Annotated in this window: 15 protein-coding genes; 7 read left to right on the forward strand and 8 right to left on the reverse strand. The window is 65.7% G+C overall.

The window, feature by feature from the left end:
- Window positions 1–180: 180 nt before the first annotated feature.
- Window positions 181–2,259, forward strand: a complete 2,079-nt coding sequence (locus ACZ0BA_RS12195) for an EAL domain-containing protein (RefSeq protein WP_463451541.1) — start codon at window positions 181–183, stop codon at window positions 2,257–2,259.
- 30 nt (window positions 2,260–2,289) lie between these two features.
- Here ACZ0BA_RS12195 and ACZ0BA_RS12200 read toward each other — a convergent pair whose 3' ends face one another.
- From ACZ0BA_RS12200 to ACZ0BA_RS12210, 3 genes are all read right to left on the reverse strand, one after another.
- Window positions 2,290–3,927: an ATP-binding protein gene (locus ACZ0BA_RS12200; protein WP_463454745.1), complete on the reverse strand. Its 1,638-nt coding sequence runs from the start codon at window positions 3,925–3,927 to the stop codon at window positions 2,290–2,292.
- A gap of 688 nt (window positions 3,928–4,615) precedes the next feature.
- Window positions 4,616–5,632 (reverse strand): glycoside hydrolase family 53 protein, encoded by a 1,017-nt coding sequence (locus ACZ0BA_RS12205; protein ID WP_463451542.1) that lies wholly within the window; start codon window positions 5,630–5,632, stop codon window positions 4,616–4,618.
- Between the two features lies 1 nt (window position 5,633).
- The gene (locus ACZ0BA_RS12210) at window positions 5,634–6,569 is read right to left on the reverse strand and encodes a Gfo/Idh/MocA family protein (protein ID WP_463451543.1); all 936 of its coding nucleotides are present in this window, start codon (window positions 6,567–6,569) and stop codon (window positions 5,634–5,636) included.
- Between the two features lie 313 nt (window positions 6,570–6,882).
- Between ACZ0BA_RS12210 and ACZ0BA_RS12215 the strand changes: the two genes are divergently transcribed.
- From ACZ0BA_RS12215 to ACZ0BA_RS12230, 4 genes are all read left to right on the forward strand, one after another.
- Window positions 6,883–7,383 carry an FxDxF family PEP-CTERM protein gene (locus tag ACZ0BA_RS12215; RefSeq protein ID WP_463451544.1) on the forward strand — a complete coding sequence of 167 codons (501 nt, stop codon included), beginning with the start codon at window positions 6,883–6,885 and terminating at the stop codon, window positions 7,381–7,383.
- 199 nt (window positions 7,384–7,582) lie between these two features.
- Complete coding sequence (locus ACZ0BA_RS12220; protein WP_463451545.1) at window positions 7,583–8,089, forward strand: hypothetical protein; 507 nt, start codon at window positions 7,583–7,585, stop codon at window positions 8,087–8,089.
- A 220-nt stretch (window positions 8,090–8,309) separates the two neighbouring features.
- A complete protein-coding gene (locus ACZ0BA_RS12225; protein ID WP_463451546.1) occupies window positions 8,310–9,551 on the forward strand; it encodes a sugar MFS transporter in 1,242 nt (413 codons plus the stop codon).
- 50 nt (window positions 9,552–9,601) lie between these two features.
- Window positions 9,602–9,763 (forward strand): hypothetical protein, encoded by a 162-nt coding sequence (locus tag ACZ0BA_RS12230; protein WP_463451547.1) that lies wholly within the window; start codon window positions 9,602–9,604, stop codon window positions 9,761–9,763.
- A gap of 463 nt (window positions 9,764–10,226) precedes the next feature.
- Here the strand turns inward: ACZ0BA_RS12230 and ACZ0BA_RS12235 are convergent, their stop codons facing one another.
- Entirely contained in the window at window positions 10,227–12,554 is a 2,328-nt protein-coding gene (locus tag ACZ0BA_RS12235) for a glycoside hydrolase family 2 protein (protein WP_463451548.1), read from the reverse strand.
- Window positions 12,555–12,844: 290 nt separating this feature from the next.
- Here ACZ0BA_RS12235 and ACZ0BA_RS12240 point away from each other — a divergent pair, with 290 nt between their 5' ends.
- Together ACZ0BA_RS12240 and ACZ0BA_RS12245 are read left to right on the forward strand one after the other, a co-directional pair.
- Window positions 12,845–13,510 (forward strand): response regulator, encoded by a 666-nt coding sequence (locus tag ACZ0BA_RS12240; protein ID WP_463451549.1) that lies wholly within the window; start codon window positions 12,845–12,847, stop codon window positions 13,508–13,510.
- A complete protein-coding gene (locus ACZ0BA_RS12245; RefSeq protein ID WP_463451550.1) occupies window positions 13,507–14,874 on the forward strand; it encodes a sensor histidine kinase in 1,368 nt (455 codons plus the stop codon). The genes ACZ0BA_RS12240 and ACZ0BA_RS12245 overlap by 4 nt, the downstream gene beginning before the upstream one ends.
- Before the next feature lies 1 nt (window position 14,875).
- On the opposite strand, the gene ACZ0BA_RS12250 is transcribed toward ACZ0BA_RS12245, so the two are convergent.
- From ACZ0BA_RS12250 to ACZ0BA_RS12265, 4 genes are read right to left on the reverse strand one after another with little or no spacing between them, the layout of a single operon-like run.
- The gene (locus ACZ0BA_RS12250) at window positions 14,876–15,652 is read right to left on the reverse strand and encodes a MipA/OmpV family protein (protein ID WP_463451551.1); all 777 of its coding nucleotides are present in this window, start codon (window positions 15,650–15,652) and stop codon (window positions 14,876–14,878) included.
- 57 nt (window positions 15,653–15,709) lie between these two features.
- Entirely contained in the window at window positions 15,710–18,778 is a 3,069-nt protein-coding gene (locus ACZ0BA_RS12255; RefSeq protein WP_463451552.1) for an efflux RND transporter permease subunit, read from the reverse strand.
- Window positions 18,779–18,780: 2 nt separating this feature from the next.
- Complete coding sequence (locus ACZ0BA_RS12260; protein WP_463451553.1) at window positions 18,781–20,037, reverse strand: efflux RND transporter periplasmic adaptor subunit; 1,257 nt, start codon at window positions 20,035–20,037, stop codon at window positions 18,781–18,783.
- On the reverse strand, window positions 20,024–21,490 hold the full coding sequence (locus tag ACZ0BA_RS12265; protein WP_463451554.1) for an efflux transporter outer membrane subunit: 1,467 nt from the start codon (window positions 21,488–21,490) through the stop codon (window positions 20,024–20,026). Before ACZ0BA_RS12265 ends, ACZ0BA_RS12260 begins: the two co-directional genes overlap by 14 nt.
- Window positions 21,491–21,621: the final 131 nt, after the last annotated feature.

Below are 21,621 nucleotides of genomic sequence, written 5' to 3' on the forward strand. Positions count from 1 at the left end.
CGGATATGTGAACCAGCACACGATAGTCGTATTTTTGTTACTTCTTTCGTTACCCGCGTCCGGAGGCAATTCATTTGCTAGCAAATATGCTTGTTCTTTTGCGCTTTATCAATTCCCCGTCCGAACCCGCGCGCCAGTATTGAGTTAGATCAAAGAATTTTTCCACCAATCGGAGCGGATATGGATGAGCACGAATTGCGGTCGCGCATGGCGATCGAAGCGGCGGACATGGCGATCTGGGACGCCAGCGTCGTCAACGGCCGGATCGCCGACGGGACCATCCTATGGTCCGCGCGCGGTGCGGCCATGGTCGGCCTGCCCGCGCGCGAGCAGCAGCAACCGTTCGCGCAGTTCCTGGCGATGGTACACGCAGACGACCGCGAGCCGACGCTGGCCACCATGCAGGATCGCGCCGACGCCTGCGGCGGCTACTACATCGGCTACCGCGTGTGCCTGCCCGACAACACGGTACGCTGGATACGCGCGGCCGCCCAGGCGCAGTGCGACAGCGCTGGCGTGCCGGTGCGCACGCTGGGCCTGATCTGGGACGTCACCGGCCAGGTGGAGAAAGAGCGCATCGCCGACGAGCGCGAACGCATGGCCGAAGTCACCTTGGACTGCATCGGCGACGGCGTCATCACCACCGATCAACATGGCGCAACGCGCTATATGAACCACGCCGCCGAGCAGCTGACCGGCTGGACGCGGGCGCGCGCGATCGGCCGCGACGTGGCCGAGGTGTTGCCGCTGATCGATGAAATCAACGGCGTGCCGCTCGAGCACGCCGTCTACAAATGCCTGCTCAAGCGCGAGGCGGTCGGGCTGTCGTCGCACGCGTTGATGGTCACGCGCGACGGCCGCCGCATCGCCGTCGAGGACACCGCCGCGCCGATCCGCCTGCACAATGGCGAGATGCTGGGGGCGGTGGTGGTGTTTCGCGACGTCACCCATCAGCGCGCCTTGTCGAGCCAGTTATCCTGGCACGCCAGCCACGACGTGCTGACCGGCTTGCGCAACCGCCGCGAATTCGAAAAGCACGTGGCCCGCGCGCTGCACTCGGCCAAGCAGGACGACCACACGCACGCACTGCTGTATATCGACCTCGACCGGTTCAAGCTGGTCAACGACACCGCCGGCCACGCCGCCGGCGACGCGCTGCTGCAAATCCTGGCCAACCTGTTGCAGGAAAAAATGCGCGACAGCGACGTGCTGGCGCGCCTCGGCGGCGACGAGCTGGGCGTGCTGCTCGGCCACTGCAAACTCGACCAGGCACGCCTGATCGCCGAGGATATCCGCCAGCTGGTCAAGGATTTCCGCTTCGTCTGGGACGAGCACAGCTTTGAAATCGGCGCCAGCATCGGCATGGTCGAAATCAGCGCCGACAGCAAATCCGTCAGCGACTTGCTGGTGGCCGCCGACGAGGCCTGCTACATGGCCAAGGACCAGGGCCGCAACCGCATCCATGTGTACAGCGAGGGTGACGTGGTGCTGGCGCGGCGCCACACCGAGATGATGTGGGTGCCGCGCCTGAACGACGCCATGCAGCATGACCGCTTCGCACTGTACGCCATGCCGATCGCCGGCTTGCATGGCCAGCACTACCCGCACGAGGAAATCCTGCTGCGCCTCAAGGACGACGCCGGCGAAGTGATACGGCCGGACCGCTTCATTCCCGCCGCCGAGCGCTATCATATGATGCCGATGCTGGACCGCTGGGTGATCCGCGCGGTGTGCCGCTACGTCGCCAGGCGCGAGACGGACGGGACGGCGGCCGCCGGCGTGCGCCCGCTGTTCTCGGTCAACCTGTCCGGGCCGTCGATGAACGACGACAAGCTGCATCAATTCATCATCGACGAGTTTGTCGACCACGGCATTGATCCGGCCCGGATTTGCTTCGAGATCACCGAGACGGCGGCGATCCGCAACCTGCCCAAGGCGCAGGAGCTGATGGCGCGGCTCAAGCTGCTCGGTTGCCGGTTTTCACTCGACGACTTCGGCAGCGGCCTGTCGTCGTTCGGCTATCTGAAATCGCTGCCGGTCGACTTCCTCAAAATCGACGGCTCCTTCATCCGCGGCATCGCCGACAACCCGGTGCACCGGGCGATGGTCGAGGCGATCCACAAGGTCGGCCAGGTGATCGGCATCCAGACGATCGCCGAATTCGTGGAGGATGCGGCCACGCTGGACGTGGTCGACAACATCGGCATCGACTTCGCGCAAGGCTACGCGGTCGGGCGCGAGCGCGCCCTCGCCTGCTAAGTGCGGCCCGCGGCGGTGGGCGGTGAACGCTCAGCCGCCGACGCTGGCCGCCCGCCCCAACTCCTCGGCGCTGGCCGGCTTGGTCAGGTGCAGGTCGAAGCCGGCCCCGGTGGCACGCTCGATATCCTCCTTTTGCCCGTAGCCGGTCAGTGCCACGAGCCGCAGCGGCGCCCCGCCCTGCGCGCGCCGCAACGCCGCCGCCAGCGCGTAGCCGTCCATATCGGGCAGGCCGATGTCGAGGATCGCCACCGCCGGCGCGTACTGGCGGAACTGCGCCAGCGCCGCCTCCGCGCTGTGCAGCACGCGCACCTCGTGGCCGAGCTGTTCGAGCAGCGCGGCGGCCGACGTGGCGGCGTCGACGTTGTCGTCCACCAGCAGCACGCGCACCCCGGCGCTGGCGCCGCGCGGCACGTCCAGCGGTTCGGCCGCCGCCGCCTCGCTCAGCGGCAGCACCACCTCGAAGCGGCTGCCCAGGCCGACGCCGGCGCTGTCGGCGGTGACGGTGCCGCCGTGCAGCTCGACCAGCTTGCGCACGATCGCCAGCCCCAGCCCCAGCCCGCCCGTGCGGCGCTCCAGCGTCTGCGGCGCCTGCATGAACGGTTCGAACACGCGCGCCAGCAGTTCGCGGCCCATGCCGATGCCGTTGTCGCCGACCACCAGGCGCGCCATGCCGTTTTCTGCCGTCAGCGACACGCGCGTGTCGTCGCTGCCGAAGCGGACCGCGTTCGACAGCAGGTTGTTGAGCACCTGGGTCAGGCGGCTGTCGTCGCCGCGCACCCACAGCGCCGGCGGCGCCGTCAGCTTCACCGGTTGCGGCGAGGCCGCCACCGCGTGCCGCACCACGTCGGCGAAATTGACTTGTTTGGCGTCGATGCGCAGCTTGCCCGAGGTGATGCGCGAGACGTCAAGCAGATCGTCGACCAGGCGCCGCAGATGGTTGGTCTGGCGCCGCATCACCGCGCGTTCGCGCCGCGCGCCCGGCTCGTCGCGCATGTCCATCAGGTCGAGCGAGGTGACAATCGGGCTGAGCGGGTTGCGCAGCTCGTGCCCCAGCACCGCCAGGAACTCGTCCTTGGCGCGGCCCGCCTCGCGCGCCCGCGTCAACGCCGCCTCCTGGTTTTCCATCGCCCGCTTGAGCGAATCGAGCAGCAAGGCCCGCTCCTGTTCCTGCGCGGCGCGCTGGCGCTCGGCCTCCTCCAGCGCGGTGCCGATCAGCTGGAACTCGGCGATGCGCGACGGCACCACGGTGACCGGCGCGCCGGCGCCCAGCGCCGCCGCGCCCGTTTGCAAGTCCTTGATCGTGGTGACGATGCGCGCCGACAGCAAGGAGGCGATGCCGATGCACACGCCCAGCGAGGCCAGGATGCCGGCGCCGTACACGGCCAGGCGCTGGTAGGCGGCGGTACGCAATTGTTCCGCCGGCTGTCCCACCACCACCGTCCAGCCGTAGTGCGACAAGGTGGTGTAGGCCGAGACCACCGTCTCGCCCTCGAGCGTGGCGGCGGTGCCGACGTTTTCCGACTTTGCGCTGCCGATCAGTTGCATCAGCGATGCGCTTGGCGCGCCCCCCACCGTGCCTTCGTGGTTGCGCGAGCGCGCCACGATCTTGCCGGCGGCATCGATGATGGAAATGACCGAACCGGAAGGCATGCTCTGGCGCTGGATCATCTGCACGATGCGGTCGGGGCGGATCACGGCCGTCAGCGTATAAAGTCCGCCATCGTCGTCGATCACCGGAATGCGCACCGGGAACGCGGCGCGGCCGCGCGAACCGCGCAGTATCTGGCCGACCACCGGCTGGCGCGTGGCCAGCACCCGCTTCAGGCTTTCCGTGTCGATCACCTTGGGCGGCACGGCCCCGCGTCCCGCCATGGTATTGAACAGCACGTTGCCCTTGTCGTCGGTCAGGATCAGGGCCTGCCATTCGGCCTGCGCCTCGGCCAGCCCGAACGCGACATCATAAAAGCCGTCGACGTCGCCGGCCATCAGCGCCGGCGCGCGCGCGGCGCTGGCAAGCATGGCGACCGAGGCGTCGAGTTCGGCGTCGGCCGCGCTCGACAACGCGCGCGCCAGATCGAGCATCGATCGTTCCTGTTCCCGCTGTTGATACTGGCTGGCCGCATGGATGCTCCACACGCCCAGCAAGGCCATGGGCAGCAGTCCGATCGCGGTCAGGATGATAAGCAAGTGCCGAAGCGACAATGTTCGCCTGGTGAGAAAAGACATAGAAAGCTTGATGGATGGATCGAATTTGCCAATCTACATCAAAGCAAACTAAACAGGGGGCGCGACACGTAAAAAACTGCGTGGCGGATTACCGCCAAGTAATCCGCCAGGCGGTCCGCGACGTGCCGCCCTACTCCAGAAACGCGTCCATGATCGCGGTCGGCTTGCCGTCGTGGCCGAAGGCGCCCATCGGATAGCCCTTCCAATCGTAAGCCTGTGGTTCCCAGTAAAACGCGCCGACGCCTTTGCCGTTGTCGACCTGGCGCACCTTGGCGATCAGGTCGGCGATGATGGCCTTGCCTTCCGGATGGTCCCACGGTGCGCCGACCTCGGCGAGCATCACCGGTTTGCCATAGCGGGCCGCGAGGTCGTTCATATTGTGCAGGCAGGCCGCCGTGGCCGCCCGCCAGTCGACACCCTTGACCGTGGTCGGATAGGCGGAGGCGCCGATCACGTCAAACTTGCCGCCGTTGGCCAGCAAACCGTCGAAGTTCCAGCGGAACTGGCGGTTGTCGTGGCAGTTATCGACGTGAACGATCACCTGGGCGTCCGGGAACACTTGCTTGGTGGCATCGTAACCGCTGGCGACGAAGCGCGCGTAGTTATTCATATGGATGCCGGCGGCGCCTTCCGGCCAGAGCATGCCGTGCGTGGTTTCGTTGCCCACCTGCACCCATTCCGGCGTGATGCCGGCATCGCGCAGCGCCGCCAGCGTGGCGCGGGTATGCCCGGCAACGGCTTTGTCCAGCTGGTCGACGCTGTAGCCCTTCCAGGCCGCCGGTTTGAACTGCTTGGCCGGATCGGCCCAGTTGTCGCTGTAGTGGAAGTCGATCATCAGCCGCATGCCGGCGGCCTTGGCGCGCCGCGCTTTGGCCAACACATCGGCCAGGCCGTTGTAGCCGTCGGCGGGATCGACCCAGACGCGCAGGCGCACTGCGTCCAGGCCCTGCTCCTTGAGCGTGACGAACAAGTCCTGGCGCTTGCCGTCGCGGTTCAGGAAGGGCCGGCCGGCCGCCTCCATTTCGGTGATCCAGCTGATATCGGCGCCTTTGGCGAAGCCGCCGTCGGCCGCGTGGGCCAAATTATGTTGCAGTGCGGCCAGCAGCAAACCGGCCGCCAGCGCCGTTGCGCGAGTGATTCTTGTCATATCAGTCGTGGAAGGCGTCGACAACCTTGCGTTTGCCCAGCATGAAGGCGTCGGCCACATGGCGCAGCGGCGCGACGTCGACATCGGAACTGGAAGTTTGGACCAGTTCGGCAAAGCGGCGGTACAGCGACGGGTATTCGGCTTCCTTCTCGAGCGTCTGTTCCTGGCCGTCGATCCACAGGCGCGCGCCACCATCGCTGAGCTTGACCTCGCCCTGCGCGGTGGCGACGACGATGTCCCAGCTCTGCTTGCCGGTCTGGCGCCAGTCGAACTCGGCGTGAACGGGCACGCCGGCGGCGTTCTTGAAGTGCAGCTCGGCGGCGATCGGCGCATCGCGGTTTTCCGGGAATTCCAGCGTGGCGCCGGTCAGGAACACCAGCGACGGCAGGATCTCGGTGACGATCGACAAGGCGTTGATGCCCGGATCGAACACGCCCAGCCCGCCCGCCTGCCAGATCCAGTCCTGGTTGGGATGCCAGTGGCGCACGTCTTCCTTCCAGGTCACCTGCATATTAATAGGGGCGTGTGCCGCCAGGTAGGCCTTGGCCGGCTGCACGGCCGGCGCGTAGCGCGAATGCCAGCTGGTAAACAGCGACACGCCCTTGGCGGCGGCCAGCGCCTCGAGATCGGCCACTTCCGACAAGGTGGCGCCGGGGGGCTTTTCCAGGAACACGTGCTTGCCGGCGGTCAAAGCCACGTGGGCGGCGGCGTAGCGGTACTGCGGCGGCATGCACAGCGAGACCGCTTCGATCTCCGGCATGGCGGCCAGCATTTCCTCGATCGACTTAAATCCCGGAATGCCTTCAATCGTGTTGTTGCGGCTGGCCGAAGCGACCAGCGCGAAATCGGTGTTGGCCGCGATCGCCGGCACGTGCTGGTCGTGGACGATTTTGCCCACGCCGACGATGGCCAGTTTGATGGGTGACGTAAGTGACATATAAGGATCTTTCTTAAAAGTGAGCGCGTGGCGAACTGCGTGCCAGATTACCTGCGACGCTATCCTAAAGCTAGCAGGGCGACGCCACCAATCATTTTTATAGTGGCAAATATACTCAAATGACATGACAACTTGCAACGCGATTGCTGCGGTGCAACAGAAAATGACGCGTCCGTACAACTCCCCGCTAAATAAGTGCAAGTAAGTGTAATAACGATAAGTGTGTGATTGAAAATGCAAATCGAAAGGTGCTAATATTGAACTCAGTTACACCCCACCTGATGAACAACCCCTACCTTCGCCGAGGATTAATATGAAATTAAAATCTGTTGTTGCAACTGCAGTGCTTGCCGCAGCGTCGTTTAGCGCTTCCGCAGCCGTGTACGACTTGGGCACCCTCGATCCAGCCGGTTTCGATACCCTGAGCGGCCTGTCGGCCAAGTTCACGACCGCTAACACCGCGATCAACGATACCTGGAACTTCACCCTGGTGGAGCCATCGAGCACCTCGTTCGCGGCCCTGCAGACGTTCGCGGTGACCGCTGGCCAAATCCTCAACTTCTCGGCAGTGCTGAGCGGCACCAACCTGACCCAGACCTTTGGCCCAGGTTCGCAGACGCTGAGCTGGGCTGGTAGCCTGGCCGCTGGCACCTACAGTGTGAACATCACCGGCACGACCGGCCTGGCCAATTCGCAATACCTGTCGACCGTGTCGGCCATCCCGACCCCGGTGCCTGAGCCAGAAACCTACGCCATGATGCTCGGCGGCCTGGCTCTGCTGGGCGCCGTTGCCCGTCGCAAGGCCAAGAAATAATCACGAAGACCTAGCAGTCTTCCGTGACCGGGCGCGCTTGCCGGCCATCCTGCGATGGCCAGCCGGCGCGCTTTTTTTCGCCCGCGCCGGTTTTAAGCGAACTCTTCCCTTATTGCCTCCCATATGCTGCCTAGCGAACATATGGCTCGGCACGATCACCTTACAATTCAGCAATAACTGCATCTTGTAAGGAAAACCCATGAAGAAACTAATGTCGGCCTTCGGCGCCATCCACGCGCTGATCGCGCTCCTGTTCGCGGCCGCCGCGCTATTTTTGATCGTCATCAGCGCGCAGATCGGCTGGGAGGCCGCCACCGGCGATTCCGGCCTGGCTGCCGCCCAGGAGGTGATCGAAGCGATCGGCATCCTGGCCGCCGCCGTGGTGGCGCTGCAAATCGCCGAAACCATCATCGAAGAGGAAGTGGTGCGCGACGCCGACATCAGCGCGCCGACCCGCGTGCGGCGTTTCCTGTCGCGCTTTTTCGTGGTGGTCGTGGTGGCGCTGGCGATCGAGGGCCTGGTCGCGACGTTCCACGCGGTGCATGACGACCTCGCAGGCCTGGTGTACGTGGCCGCGCTGGTGGCCAGCGTCGGCGTGCTACTGGCGGCCTGGGGCGTGTTTGTCCACCTGAACCGTTCGGCCGAGGAACTCGAGCCCGAAGCGATGGAAAAAGCCCAGTCGGAAGACCATAAAGTGCAGGCCTGACAGGTCCGAAACCCGCAGCTTTCGCCAGTACTACGATCTGGTGATATCTGCCATATCGAAAAAGATATAGGACACTGTTATTTATTCATTGGCAAGATAGCGCGATTGGCTCTACCATATTCCTCCCGCTTGTTGGAAAGGAAAGATTATGGCAGCGCCAATTTCATCTGCTCGCACTATGGAGACGACCTCGTCCCCAGTTGTCAGCTACCGTGCGACGATGTCGCTGCTTGCAAGTTTGTTTTTTACCTGGGGCTTCATCACGGTAATCAACAACACGCTGCTGCCGCACCTTCGCAGCGTTTTTGACCTCAACTACACGCAAACCACGCTGATCGAATCGGTCTGGTTCATCGCCTACTTCGTCGCCTCGATCCCGGCCGCGCGCCTGATCGAGCGCATCGGCTACAAGAAATCCATCGTCGTCGGCCTGGCCATCATGGCCGCCGGTTCGCTGATGATGATCCCGGCGGCGCGCCTGCCATCGTATCCGGTCACCTTGTTCGCGCTGTTCGTGATCGCCTGCGGCATCGCCCTGCTGCAAGTGGCCGCCAATCCCTACGTCGCCGTCGTCGGTTCGCCGCAGACCGCCTCGTCGCGCCTGAACCTGGTGCAGGCGTTCAACTCGCTGGGCACCACGTTCGCGCCGCTGTTCGGCGGTTACCTGATCCTGGGCCGCTCGAGCTCGGGCACGCTCGAAGCCGGCCATGTGCTGACCCAGGCCGAACGCCTGGCCGACGCCCAGGCGGTGCAACTGCCGTACCTGATCGTCGCCGGCGTGCTGATCGTGCTGGCCGTCATCATCGCCCGCTTCCCGCTGCCGGAAATGAAATCGTCCGGCACCAGCCGCGTGACCAAGGAACTGCGCGGCAAGCACTCGCTGTGGCGCCACCGCAACCTGGTGTTCGGTATCCCTGCGATCTTCATTTACCTGATCGCCGAGATCGGCGTGGCCAACCTGTTCATCAACTTCGTCTCGCAGCCTGAAATCGGCAACGTCAACCACCAGACCGCGTCGACCTACCTGTTCATCCTGTGGGGCGGCATGATGATCGGCCGCTTCGCCGGCGCCGCGCTGATGCGCACCGTGTCGGCCGAGACCGTGCTGGCCGGCGCCAGCATCGGCGCCGCCATCGTGATGCTGATCGCCACCTTCACCACCGGCCACGTCGCCATGTGGGCGCTGATCTCGGTGGGCCTGTTCCACTCGGTGATGTTCCCGACCATCTTCACGCTCGGCATCAAGGGCCTGGGCCCGCTGACCGAAGAAGGCGCCGGCTTGCTGATCATGGCCATCGCCGGCGGCGCGCTGGTGGTGGTGCAAGGCTGGCTGGCCGACATCTACGGCCTGCAGATGTCGTTCCTGCTGACCGCGCTGTGCGAAATGTATGTCTTGTTCTACGCGCTGTGGGGCTCCAAGGCCACCAACGCCTTCCCGGACGAGACAGCCAGCCCGAACTAAGCATGACAAGGTCGCCGCCCTCTTCCGGCCGCGACCAGGACCCAAGGCCGATGCCGACGTTGCACAACGTCCGCATCGGCCTTTTTATTTGTCCGGCGCCTTTGCCTGATCTGGTGTGGAAAATTATGCCGACCCCGCCGGCATCGGCTTACATTGAGCTGACGCGGGAGATCTTTTTGGATATATTGATGAAGGTCGTGCGTGGTGGGTAAAGTCAGCCTGTCCCATCAGGCACTGACACTGCCCGATGTTGCGCGACATTATTCCGCAGTGACAGCGGCGATGCAGGCTACATTGGGCTGTCTGTGGATGAGGTGCGCTCGAACGTACTAACCGAGATCGATCACAACAGTGCCCTTTCAGCGCTTTCCTGTGTGGAAGCCGCCGTACGCACCGACTACTTGAGGCGAGCCCATAACAGAGAGAAAAGCAATTCGAACGTATCGAAGCTCTTGGTCGGCGAGCTGATTGGTGCTTTCAACTATCGCAATTGGCTTGCGCATGGCCGCTACTGGACCCCGAAATTTGGGCGTCGGTATGACTTTTCCACCGTCTACCCTATCGCCGATGCGTTCCTGACATCAATCGCTTAGATGTGGCGCCCAGTAGCCCGCCCCGAAGGGCGGACTTGTTGTCAATCGCTAATCCATGACTCAGCGTCGACGTTTCTCCCGCTTACAAACGGCCGCGCAGCGCTCCCGCTTCCGCCTTGATCGCGCCTTTGCCACCCTTCACGCGCACCAGCACGCTGGCGATGCCGGCTTCGGTGCTGACGGTGCCCGGGCCGACAATCTCGTATCCGTCGGCCGCTGCAAAGGTCACCTGCTTGCCGCTCTGCGGCACCACGGTGCCGTTGACGTCGAGCAGTTTGGCGCGAATGAACACCAGATCGCCATCGGTCGATTTCACGTCCAGGTCGTCCACCGCCACGCCCAGCTTGACCGGCTCGGCCGGCGTCCGCACGACATGCTCGGCGACCTTGCGGCCTTTCAGATAAGCCACCGCCTTGAGCGTGCCAGCCTGGAACTGGCCGGCGTCGAATTCCAGCGGCGGATGCGCCAGGTTCGGATGCGTCTTCGACGGACCGCTCTTAGCACGCCCGAGGCTCTTGCCGTTCAAGAACAGCTCGACCTCGTCGGCATTGCTGAACACCCGCACCTGCGGCAGCGAATCCTTGGTCCAGTGGCTGGCGATGAAGACCATCGGCCCGCCGCCCCACGCCGCCGATTGTTCCGACGCGCTGCGCTGCGAGCGGAAGAACTCGGCCGAGAACTTCGGCACGCGGTCGATGCTCATCACGCCGGAGGACTCCAGGTCCGGCGCGTAACCGCGTCCATAATCGAACATCACCCAATAGCCGTCGGCCACGGCGCCGGTCTTGAAGTTGTCGTCGTGCGACTCGGCCAGGTTCTTGGCCTGTTGCAGCAGGCGCTTCTCGCCATCGGTGATCAACTGGCGGCTACTGCGGTCGGCCTCCTTCAGGTCGCCCCACGCCGTCTGATTGAAGCCCGCGTTCATCGCGTAGTACTCCCAGTCGCCGTATTCGGACACGATCAGCGCCTTGTTCGGCAACGGCTTCTTTTGGTCCAGACGGTGCTGGCGCGCCTGCAGATAGACATCGTAAGTCTGCGGCACCCAACCGGCGGAATACGCCTGGTCGCCCGGATATTCCTGGTGCACGGTCTTGTGCAGTTTCTCGATCAGTTGATCGGGCATCTCCGTTTCATTCAGCGAGCATTCCCACGCCAACACGCTTGGATGATTGCGGTCGCGGCGCACCATGTCGCTACAGGTTTTGACCACCTGCGTGGCAAACGCCGGATCCGGATTGAAGTACTGCCAGCCGGGAATACCCGGCAACACCATCAGCCCGAGTTCGTCGGCGGCGGCCATGAAGGCCGGCGAATGCGGGTAGTGCGACAGGCGCACGTAATCGAAGCCGGCGCGCTTGATCAGCAACGCGTCGCGGTAATCGGCCTGCGGCGACGACGCGTAGCCGACATACGGGAATTCCTGATGGCGGTTCACGCCGCGCAGGAAGGCCTGTTCACCGTTGATCAGCAGCTTGCCCTTTTCAAGCGCGATACGACGGATGCCGGCGCGCGTGGTGACCACATCCTGCGCGCCCTTGCTGGACACGGTGGTCTGCAGCGCATACAAATTAGGCGATTTGGGCGACCACAACTGCGGGCGATCGACCTTCAGGTCGCGCGTGACGTGGCGGCACTCGCCGGCGGCCAGCTCGATGCTTTCCGCACCATCGGCGACGCGGGCGTTCTTGAACAACAGGCGCTGGCTCAGTTGCGCGGTACGCGCTTCGCCGGCGGTGTTGCACACCTCGGCCTTGACACGCACCACCGCGGCTTTTTCATCGACCTGCGGATAGGTGATGAAAACGCCGCCGCCCGCCTCGGTGTTGGACAGCATCTCGTCGCTGATGTGCACCGCCGGCTTGATGCTCAACGTGACGTCGCGATAAATGCCGCCGTACTGAATGTAATCGAGGTCCTTCAACGGTTTCGGGCCGGTGATGGCGTTGTCTTCGTTATTGATCCGCACCACCAGCTCGTTGGCGCCGCCCGCTTTCAAGTGCGACGTGATGTCATACGAGAACGGCAGATAGCCGCCCAGGTGCGTGCCCAAGTGTTTGCCGTTGATCCAGACATCGGCCACGTTCATCGCGCCCTCGAAGCGCAACACGGCCTGCTCGCCGGGAGCGACATTGGCGTCGAACGTTTTCTTGTAATAGGCGCTGCCCTGCCAGGCGTTGACCGGAATCTTCGCTTCGAGGCGGGCGGTGTGCGGCAGATCGACCCTGGTCCAGCCGTTAGCCGGCACCTTGTCGACCGTGTCGGCGACCTTGGCGTCGTCGCGGTGGAACTCCCACGACTGATTCAGGCTGGTGGTCGCGGCGCTGGCCGCCGCGCTCACCGCCAGCGCCAGCAAACCGATGGTCGGGAAGCCCCGCGTTTGCTTGTGTAGCCTCGAAATAAAACTGGTCATAGTGCGTGGAACTCCCAAAAAATACCGGACAAAAGGATGGAACGAGCCGCTGCCAGGGCATAGCCCGGCAGTTATCACGGCGCAGTATATCCAGTATTGTTTTGACACGCAGCCCAAAGCCGGTCCGTATATAAATTATTCATGGGAACTGATAACTTTGATATACGGCCTGTGCGCAACGCCAATAATGTATCCTAGCAACATCATCAGGCATTAAAATTTGATTAATCCGCGCCCTCTATGATGCCAACCGCCGCCGCTCACGGCGCCGCCTTCCACGAGGAATCCAATTGCAAATCTTACTAGTCGAAGACGACACCATGCTGGCTGAAGCCATCTGCGACGGCGCGCGCCAGAACGGCTGGCAGATCGACCGGGCGGTCGATGTCTCCTCCGCCAGGCTGGCCCTGATGGACCGCCTGTACTCGGTCGTGCTGCTCGACCTCGGCCTGCCGCGCGAATCGGGCCTGAGCCTGCTCGGCAGCATGCGCGGCAACTACGACGTCACGCCCGTGCTGATCCTGACCGCGCGCGGCCAGATGAGCGAACGCATCGCCGGCCTCGATGCCGGCGCCGATGACTACCTGGTCAAGCCCTTCGAGTTCGGCGAGTTGTGGGCGCGCGTGCGCGCCGTCATCCGCCGCAGCCAGGGCCGGGTGGTGCCGCTGCTGACTTGCCGCGACATCGAGGTCGATGTTGCCAAACGCACCGTCACGCGCGCCGGCGAGCGCGTGACGCTGAGCGCCTACGAATACCGCACCCTGCTCGCGCTGATGGAACGGCCCGGCCACGTCGTCACGCGCAGCCACCTGGAGGACGTGGTCTACGCCAATGCCAGCGCCATCGGCAGCAACACCATCGCCGTGTTCATCCACCAGCTGCGGCGCAAACTCGGCGACGAGGTCATCGTCACTGTGCACGGCCAGGGCTACAGCATCGGCGAGGCCAACGCATGATGTCGTTGCGCAGCCGGGTGCGCACGGTGCTGGGGCTGGCCTTTTTCTCATGCTGGCTGGTCGGCGGCGGCGCGCTCGTGGCGTACACCTTCCAGAGCAAACACAGCGTGTGGGATGCGAAGATGCAAGCCTTTGCAAATAAGCTGATGATGGCGATTCCAGCGGACAAAATCGACAAAGGCCCGTTCGGCGCCGGACTGGAACTGCCGCTCGACAACCGGGCCGCCCACGAGGACTTCAGCTTCCAGGTATGGACCGGCAGGGGCAGACTGTTCATCAGCACGCCGGGCGTGTCGGCCGCGCCCTTGCGTCCGCTCGGCCAGCAAGGCTTTTCCAGCCCCATGATCGAAGGCAAACGCTGGCGCGTATATGCCGTTTCCGACCGCACCGGCCGCGTTTCTGTGCAAGTGGCCAACCTGCAAAGCGTGGTGGATTGGGAAATGCAGCGGGAAGCGTTGATCGCGCTGACCGTCCTGACCCTGGTACTGGCCGTGGTCGGCTTCTTGATCGACTACGCGCTGTACCACGCGCTCAAGCCCATCGCCAACTTCGGTAGACTCGTGTTGAAGCGGCAAAAGTTCGATCTGACGCCGCTGCCGCTCGACAAACTGCCGGGCGAGCTGCGCCCGCTGGTCGAATCCTTCAACCATTTGCTGCTGCGGCTGGACGAGGCGGTCGATTCGGAACGGCGCTTCATCGGCGATGCTGCCCATGAAATGCGCACGCCGCTGGCGGCGCTGCAGGCCCAGGCCGAAGTGGCGCTGGGCGCCGCCGACGCCGCCGCCAAGGATGCCGCGCTGGTCAAGCTGCTGCAGGTGGCCAGGCGCAGCACGCGCCTGGCCGAACAGCTGCTCGACCTGGCGCGGCTCGACGCCGGCGCCAACCTCGCGCGCGCGACGCTGACCGACGCCAGCGAACTGATTCAACACGTGGCGCACGAATACGAATTCAACGCCGCCGAAACCGGACGCAGCCTGGTGCTCGACACCCGCGCCTGTCCGGTCGTCTGCGACATCGACGAAATCGCCATCCTGCTGCGCAACCTGGTCGACAACGCGCTGCGCTTTGCACCAGTTGGCGGGCGCGTGCGCATCGGCTGCGGCCATGTCGAGGCCGACGGCGTGCAGCGCGTGTATCTGGAGGTGGCCGACGACGGCCCAGGCGTGCCCGAGGCCGAGCGTGAGCTCATCTTTAAACGCTTTCACCGCATCGTCGAGGGCAACAGCGGACGCGGCAGCGGTATCGGCCTGTCGCTGGTGGCCGCCATCGCCGGCCTGCACCAGGCCACCATCGTCACCGGCGCCGGCCTCGACGGACGCGGCTTCAGCGTCCGCGTCGTGTTCCCGAAGCTAATTAAACCTTAGCTTAGAAGTTGTACAGGTAGCCGAACCGCACGGTGCTCTCGCTCGATTTCTCCACCAGCGGGCTGTCCTTGATGGCGCTGCCCAACGACATCGCGCTGACGTCGACGAACACGTTGTGGCGCGGCGTGACGGCGTAGCCGAAGCGCACGCCGACTTCGGCGTTGGTGGAGGACTTGCCGACGTATTGGGCGCGGCCCGCGCGCACCTCGGTCGCCTTGACGCCATAATAGTAGTCGACATACTTCTCGTCATACCAGTTGGCCGCCACGCGCGGCGTGACCGCCAGGGCGCCGGATTTGAAGGTACGGCTCAGTTCAAGCTTAACGCGCTTGCCCTCGGCGTCGCCGGTGGAAGTGAGCGCCTCGACCGAGGCGTTGACGATGCTGTTGCGCCAGATCGCCGCGCCACCGACCCACAGGCCGCCCTTGCGTTCGTCCATGCCGCTCAGGTAAGGGGAATCCTTGGCTTCGTAACCGTCGCCGGAGTACTTGGCCCGCAGGCGGAACGAGACCGGGCCCGCCGAGGGCAGCTTGACGTCGAGCGTGGTGCCGAAGAAGCTGAGATAGCGGTTTTCATACATCAGCAACGGCAGGCCTTTGACCTCATTGTCGAAGTCGCGGTAGGCGCTGGCGGTGTAGCCGGCGGCCACGCCCAGGCCCCAGTGAGATGGCTCCGGGGAGGCTTCCTTGGCGGCCAGCTCGGGGGCCACGACCTGGGCTTGCGCGGCGCCGGACAGCACCAGTGCCAGCAGGGAGAGTGAGAGGGAGGATTTTTTCATGCTGTGGTTCTCTTTCAGGTTGATAAAGCTAAAGAAAAATAAAATCGGTAATGCGTTTCAGGCGGCGCGAGTGCGTATCACGTGTTTCATCCGGCCGGTCAAATGCCGGCGCAGGCCGTCGATGTAACTGAACACCACGGGCACCACCAACAACGACAACAACGTCGATGTCAACAAGCCGCCGATCACCGCGATCGCCATCGGCTGCCGGAAACTCGCATCCGCGCCCAAGCCCAGCGCGATCGGCAGCATGCCGGCGATCATCGCCACGGTGGTCATGATGATCGGGCGCGCACGCTTATGGCAGGCGTCGATCAAGGCCGCCAACACGTCCAGGCCGCGTTCCTGCATGCCCAGCACCGCGTATTCGACCAGCAAGATCGAATTCTTGGTCACGATCCCCAGCAACATCACCAGGCCGATCATCGACGGCACATCGAGCTCGCTGCCGGCCAGCAGCAGCGCGACAAACGCGCCACCCAGCGACAGCGGAATGGCAGACAAAATCGTCACCGGCTGCAGGAAGTCGCGGAACAGCAGCACCAGCACGCAGAACATGCACAGCAAGCCGGTGATCAAAGCCATGCCGAAGCCCGACGCCAGTTCGTTGGCGGTCTCGGCGTCGCCCTCCTCGATCATCGCCACGGTCGACGGCATGGCGCGCGCGGCCGGCAGCGCCATCGCCGCCTTCATCGCCTCGCCCAGCGGCATGCCGCCCAGGTCCGCGCTGATGGTGACGTAGCGGCGGCGGTCGTAGCGGTCGATCTGCGACGGCCCACTCTCGACCGACAACGTGGCCACGCTATCGACCGGCACCTGGCCGGCGCGGCCGTTGACGCGCAAGCTGCCGATGGCGTCGAGGTCGCGCCGCAGCGACTCGGCCACCTGCACCCGGATGCCGATCTGCCGGTTATCCAGATTGAGCTTGGCCAGCCTGGAATCGAAATCGCCGACGGTGCCGATGCGCACCGTCTCGCCGATGGCAGCCGTGCTGACGCCAAGTTCGGCGGTGCGCTGCGCCTCCGGGCGCACGACGATCTCGGGCCGCTCCAGGCTGGCCGTCGAGCCGATATTGGCCAGGCTGCCGACGCCGCGCAGTTCGCGCTCGAAGGCTTGCGCGGTCGCTTGCAGCGCCCGGGCGTCGTCGCTGGCGAGGATCAATTCGAATTTCTTGCCCAGGCCGCCGCCGACGGTGAAGCGTACGCCGGCGACCTGCTGCAAACGCTTTCTGACGGTCGCCTCGATCTCCTGCTGGGCCGGGCGTTCGCCGCGCTCGCCCAGGGCCAGGGTCAGCGTGGCGGTGCGCACGCCGCCGCTGGCGGGCTTGCCGGCGCCGCCGTCGGCGCCGACACTGGCGAAGATCGCCGCCACGCCGGGGATGCCGTGCAGCGCCACACGCGCGCGCTCGGCGGCAGCCAGGGTGTCGGCCAGCGCGGTGCCGGGCGGCAGTTCCAGGCCGACGGTGGTGTAGCCGCGATCGGCGGCCGGCACCAGGCCGGTCGGGATCAACGGCACCAGCGCCAACGAACCGGCGAAGAACAGCGCGGCGGCCGCCATGGTGGCGCCGCGATGGCGCAGGCACCAGCGCACCGCCGCCAGGTAGCGGCGCATCAAGGGGCCGTCCGCCTGCTCGTGTTCAGGCTGGTGGCCGTGGCCGGACGACAGCAGCCAGGCTGCCATGATGGGTGTCAGCAGCCGCGCCACCAGCAACGACGCCAGCACCGCGATCACCGCCGTCCAGCCGAACTGCTTGAAGAACAGTCCCGGCACGCCGCCCATCATTGTCGTCGGCACGAACACCACCACCAGGGTCATCGTGGTGGCGATCACCGCCAGCGCGATCTCGTTGACGGCGTCGCCGGTCGCTTCCAATATCGGCTTTCCCATGCGCCGGTGGCGCTCTATATTCTCAATTTCGACGATGGCGTCGTCGACCAGGATGCCAACGATGACGGCCAGCGCCAGCAACGTCAGCGTGTTAAGCGAGTAGCCCAGCCAGGCCATCGCCGCGAAGGCCGGCAGCACCGACAGCGGCAGTGCGGACGCAGCCACCAGCGTCGCGCGCCAGTCGCGCAGGAACCACCATACCACCAGCACCGCCAGCAACGCGCCCTCGACCAGCATCTGCATCGAGCCGTGGTACTGCTGCAACGTGTAGGCGACGCTGCCCGAAACCGGCGTGAAGCGCAGCGAGGCGTCCTTGCGCTGCAGGCCTTGCAGCACCTGGCCCACGCCGGCGGCGATGCGGGTCTCGTCGAAACCCTTGGAGCGGTAAATGTCGAAGCCGGACACCCGCTTGCCGTCGAGCAGCGCGGCCGACGTGGCCTCTGCCGACGTGTCGCGCACGGTCGCCACCTGGTCCAGGCGCAACTGGCGGCCGTTGGCGAGCGTCAGCGGCAGCGCCGCCAGTTCGCCGGCCTGGCGCACGGTCGCGATGGTGCGCACCGATTGCTCGGCGTTGCCCAACTGGCCGCGTCCACCGGAGGACTCCTGCTGCGTGCTGCGCAAGGCGCGCGAGACGTCGGCCACGGTGGAGCCCTGCGCCGCCAGCCGCACCGGATCGATCTCCACGCGCACCTCGCGCTGCACGCCGCCCAGCCGCGTCACCTTTCCAACGCCCGGCACCGCCATCAGCGCCTTGGTCAACTCGTCGTCGATGAACCAGGACAGCGCCTCTTCGTCGAGCCGCTCGGATGCCAGCGCGTAGGTCAAGGTGGCGCTGTCGCCGGTGGTGACGGCGCTGATCGACGGCTGTTCCAGGTCAGGCGGCAGATCGGAGCGGATGCGGTCGACCGCGTCCTTGGTCTGGATCAGCGCGTCCGACAGCGGCTTTTCCAGCACGAATTCGGCCCTGATATGCACCTGCCCGTCCGTGATCGACGAGCTGACATGCTTCAAGCCCGGAAGGCTGATCAGTGCATCCTCGACCTTGCGCGCGACCTCGGTTTCCAGCTGGGCCGGCGCCGCGCCGGGCTGGCTGAGCAGGATGTTAATCCTCGGCAGATCCAGGTCCGGCATGTTCTGGATCGACAGTTGCTGGAAGCCGCGCACGCCGGCCAGCGACAGCAAGATGAACAGCACGATGGCGGGGATCGGATTGCGCAACGACCATGTGGCAAAGTTCATCGTCAACCCTTATTGTCCATTGGCGCGGCCGCGTCGGCGGCGGCGCTGGCGTTGGCACGAATCACCCGCACGGTGTCGCCGTCCTTGAGGAAGCCTGCGCCCTGCACCACCACCCGTTCGCCGACGGCCACGCTGCCAAGCAGTTCGACCGCGTCGCCCTGGCGCCGGCCCACCTCGACATGCACCGCGCGCGCCGCCGCCAATGGCCCGACAGCGTCGGCGCCGACCTTGAACACGTAGCTGCGGCCATCGCGGATCACCACGCTGGCGGCGGGCACGATCAGCGCCTGCCGCTGTTGCAGCACCACTTTGCCGGCCGCGTACATGCCGGCGCGCGCGCGGCTGCCGGCGTCGATATCGGCGTAGACGGTGGCCATGCGTGACTCGGCGTTCAGGCGCGGGGCGCTCTGGCGCACCCGCGCGCCGGCGGCGCTGCCGTCGGGCAGGCGCAGCACGACGCGCTGGCCGCGCGCGATGCGCGCCAATTGGGCGGCGGTCAGCTCGCCGCGCCATTCAAGGCGGCCCTGACGGATCAGGCGAAACAGTTCGGCGCCGCTCTCGGCCACGGCGCCCACGGTCGCGCTGCGGGAACTGATGATGCCGTCGTCGGGCGCCTTCAACTCCGCATAGTCGAGCTGCACACGGCGCGATTCGACCTGGGCGCGCAGCACCGCCACCTGGGCGGCGCTGGTGTCGGCCTGGGTTTGATACTGCAACAGCTCCTGCTCGCTGATGCCGCCGCTGCCCTTGAGCGTTTGCATGCGCTGGCCGTTGGTGGCGGCCTGGCGCGCCTCGGCCTCGGCGCGCAGCAGGCCGGCCTGCAATTCGGCCAGGCCGGCGCGCAAGGTGGCGGCGTCGAAGCGCGCCAGCACCTGTCCACGTCGCACGCAGTCGCCGACGTTGGCGCGCACTTCAAGCAGACGCAGGCCGGAACCCTGGGCGCCCAGCACCGCCTCCTGCCATGGTTCGATGGCGCCCGAGGCGTCGAGCGTGGCGTCCCAGTTGGCGCGCGCGACCGCCGCCAGGGTGACCGTCATGGCCGCACTGGCCGGTGGCGGCGCGTCGACAGCGGCAGGCGCGCGGCCCAGGATGGCGACGGCGATGCCCAGCGCGGCCACACCCAGCGCAATGGCGCCGGCGTAAGCGATGGTGCTGCGCGCCAGGCGGGGCGCTGCCGGACGCCCGGCGCTGGCTTCAACGGGCCCGGACGGCAATAGCGGTGCGTCGGCCGGATCGGGTCGGCTGTCATATAGTTTCATTAAACGTACTTTCGGAGGTGATCGAGGAATTGCCGCAGGCGAGCACCAGTGCGATCCACGCCTGGCCGCTGTCCTGCACTGCGGCAATAGCGTCGTTCTGGGCCGACGCCAGCAGGCGCCGCGCGTCTTCCAGCACGAACAGGCTGGCGGCGCCGGCACGCCACATGGCGTCGGTGGCGTCGAGCGCCGCCTGCGCGGCATCCGCCGCTTCGCGGGTGGTGGCAAGGCGGGCATCGGCGGACTGTATGGCGGCAAGCGCGTTTTCGACGTCGCGGGCGGCGTCGCGCACGGCTCCTTGCAGGGTCGCCAGCGCCAGGTGGTAACGCGCCTGGCCGGCCGAGACGGCGGCGGCGCCACGACCGCCATCGAACAGCGGCATGCTGAAGGCGGGACCGACACTCCAGCCGGCGCCGTCCTGGCGGCCAGCGCGCAGCCATTGGCCGGACAAGGCGGCGCCGAGGTCGAGGCGCGGCAGCCGCTCGGCGCGCGCGACGGCGATATCGGCCCAGGCAGCGGCCAGTTCGGCCTGCGCCGCCCTCACGTTGGGGTGCCGCGCCAGCACGGAGGCCGGCAGCGCCAGTTTGACCTTGGGGGCGGCCGGCATCAGCCACTCGGCGTAGCGCGGCAAGGCCGGCGAGGCGTTGGCCGCCACCGGCGCCTCCATCAGCGCGCCGACGCTGGCGGCATCACGTCCGCTCAGCGCGACCAGGGTATTGAAGTGGCCGCTGCACTGCTGCTGGCGGGTGGCCAAGGTGGTGCGGGCGGCGGCCAGTCCGGAACGGGCGCGGGCTTCGTCCACGGCGGGCGCCGCGCCGACCGACAGCTTGCGCCGGGTCAGCTCCAGCGTGACCTGGCGCGAGGCAATGTCGTCGCTCAGCACAGCGTGCGAAAAACGGCAGCCGCGCAGCGCCAGCACGGTATCGGCCACGCGCGCCGCCAGCGACAGGCGGGCGGCGTCGGCGTCGGCGTTACGGGCGTCGAGCCGGTGGCGCGCACCGTCGATGGCACTGCGCACGCGGCCGAACAGGTCGGCCTCCCAGCTCAGCGACAGCCCCAGCGAAGCGCCGGTGGCGTAGCTGGCTTGCCCGTCGTCGACGACGCGGGCGCGGCTGGTGCCCAGGCTGGCCTGTAGCGCCGGCAGCCGCTGGGCGGCCTTGGTGCCGAGATTGGCATCGGCTTCGTCCACCCGCGCCAAGGCCTGCGCCAGGGTGGGATTGTCGGCCAGCGCAGCCGGCGCCAGCGTGTCGATGGCGTGGTCATTTAGCCGCGTCCACCAAGCCGGATCCGCTGGCGCGAGGGCGACCTTATCATCGGCGGCGACAGACCAGGCGCCCGGCGTCGCCAACTGCTTTGGCGCGTGCGGCGCCTGCGTGGCGCAGCCTGACAACACCGCGCCGGTCAATATGATCCATGGGCCGGGCACCAGCCGGCAGCCGCTCCTGCGATTAAACAATGACCATCTCCTATTCGTTGCCGAGACGCTCCAGACCATGATGGTGTGGGGACGTCGACGAAACGAATAGTGCCCGGACGTTATTAATAAGTTTTTAGGGCTCGCATATGCGCTATCCGGCGCGTGTCGAT

This window comes from Duganella sp. AC917 (genome assembly GCF_979258245.1).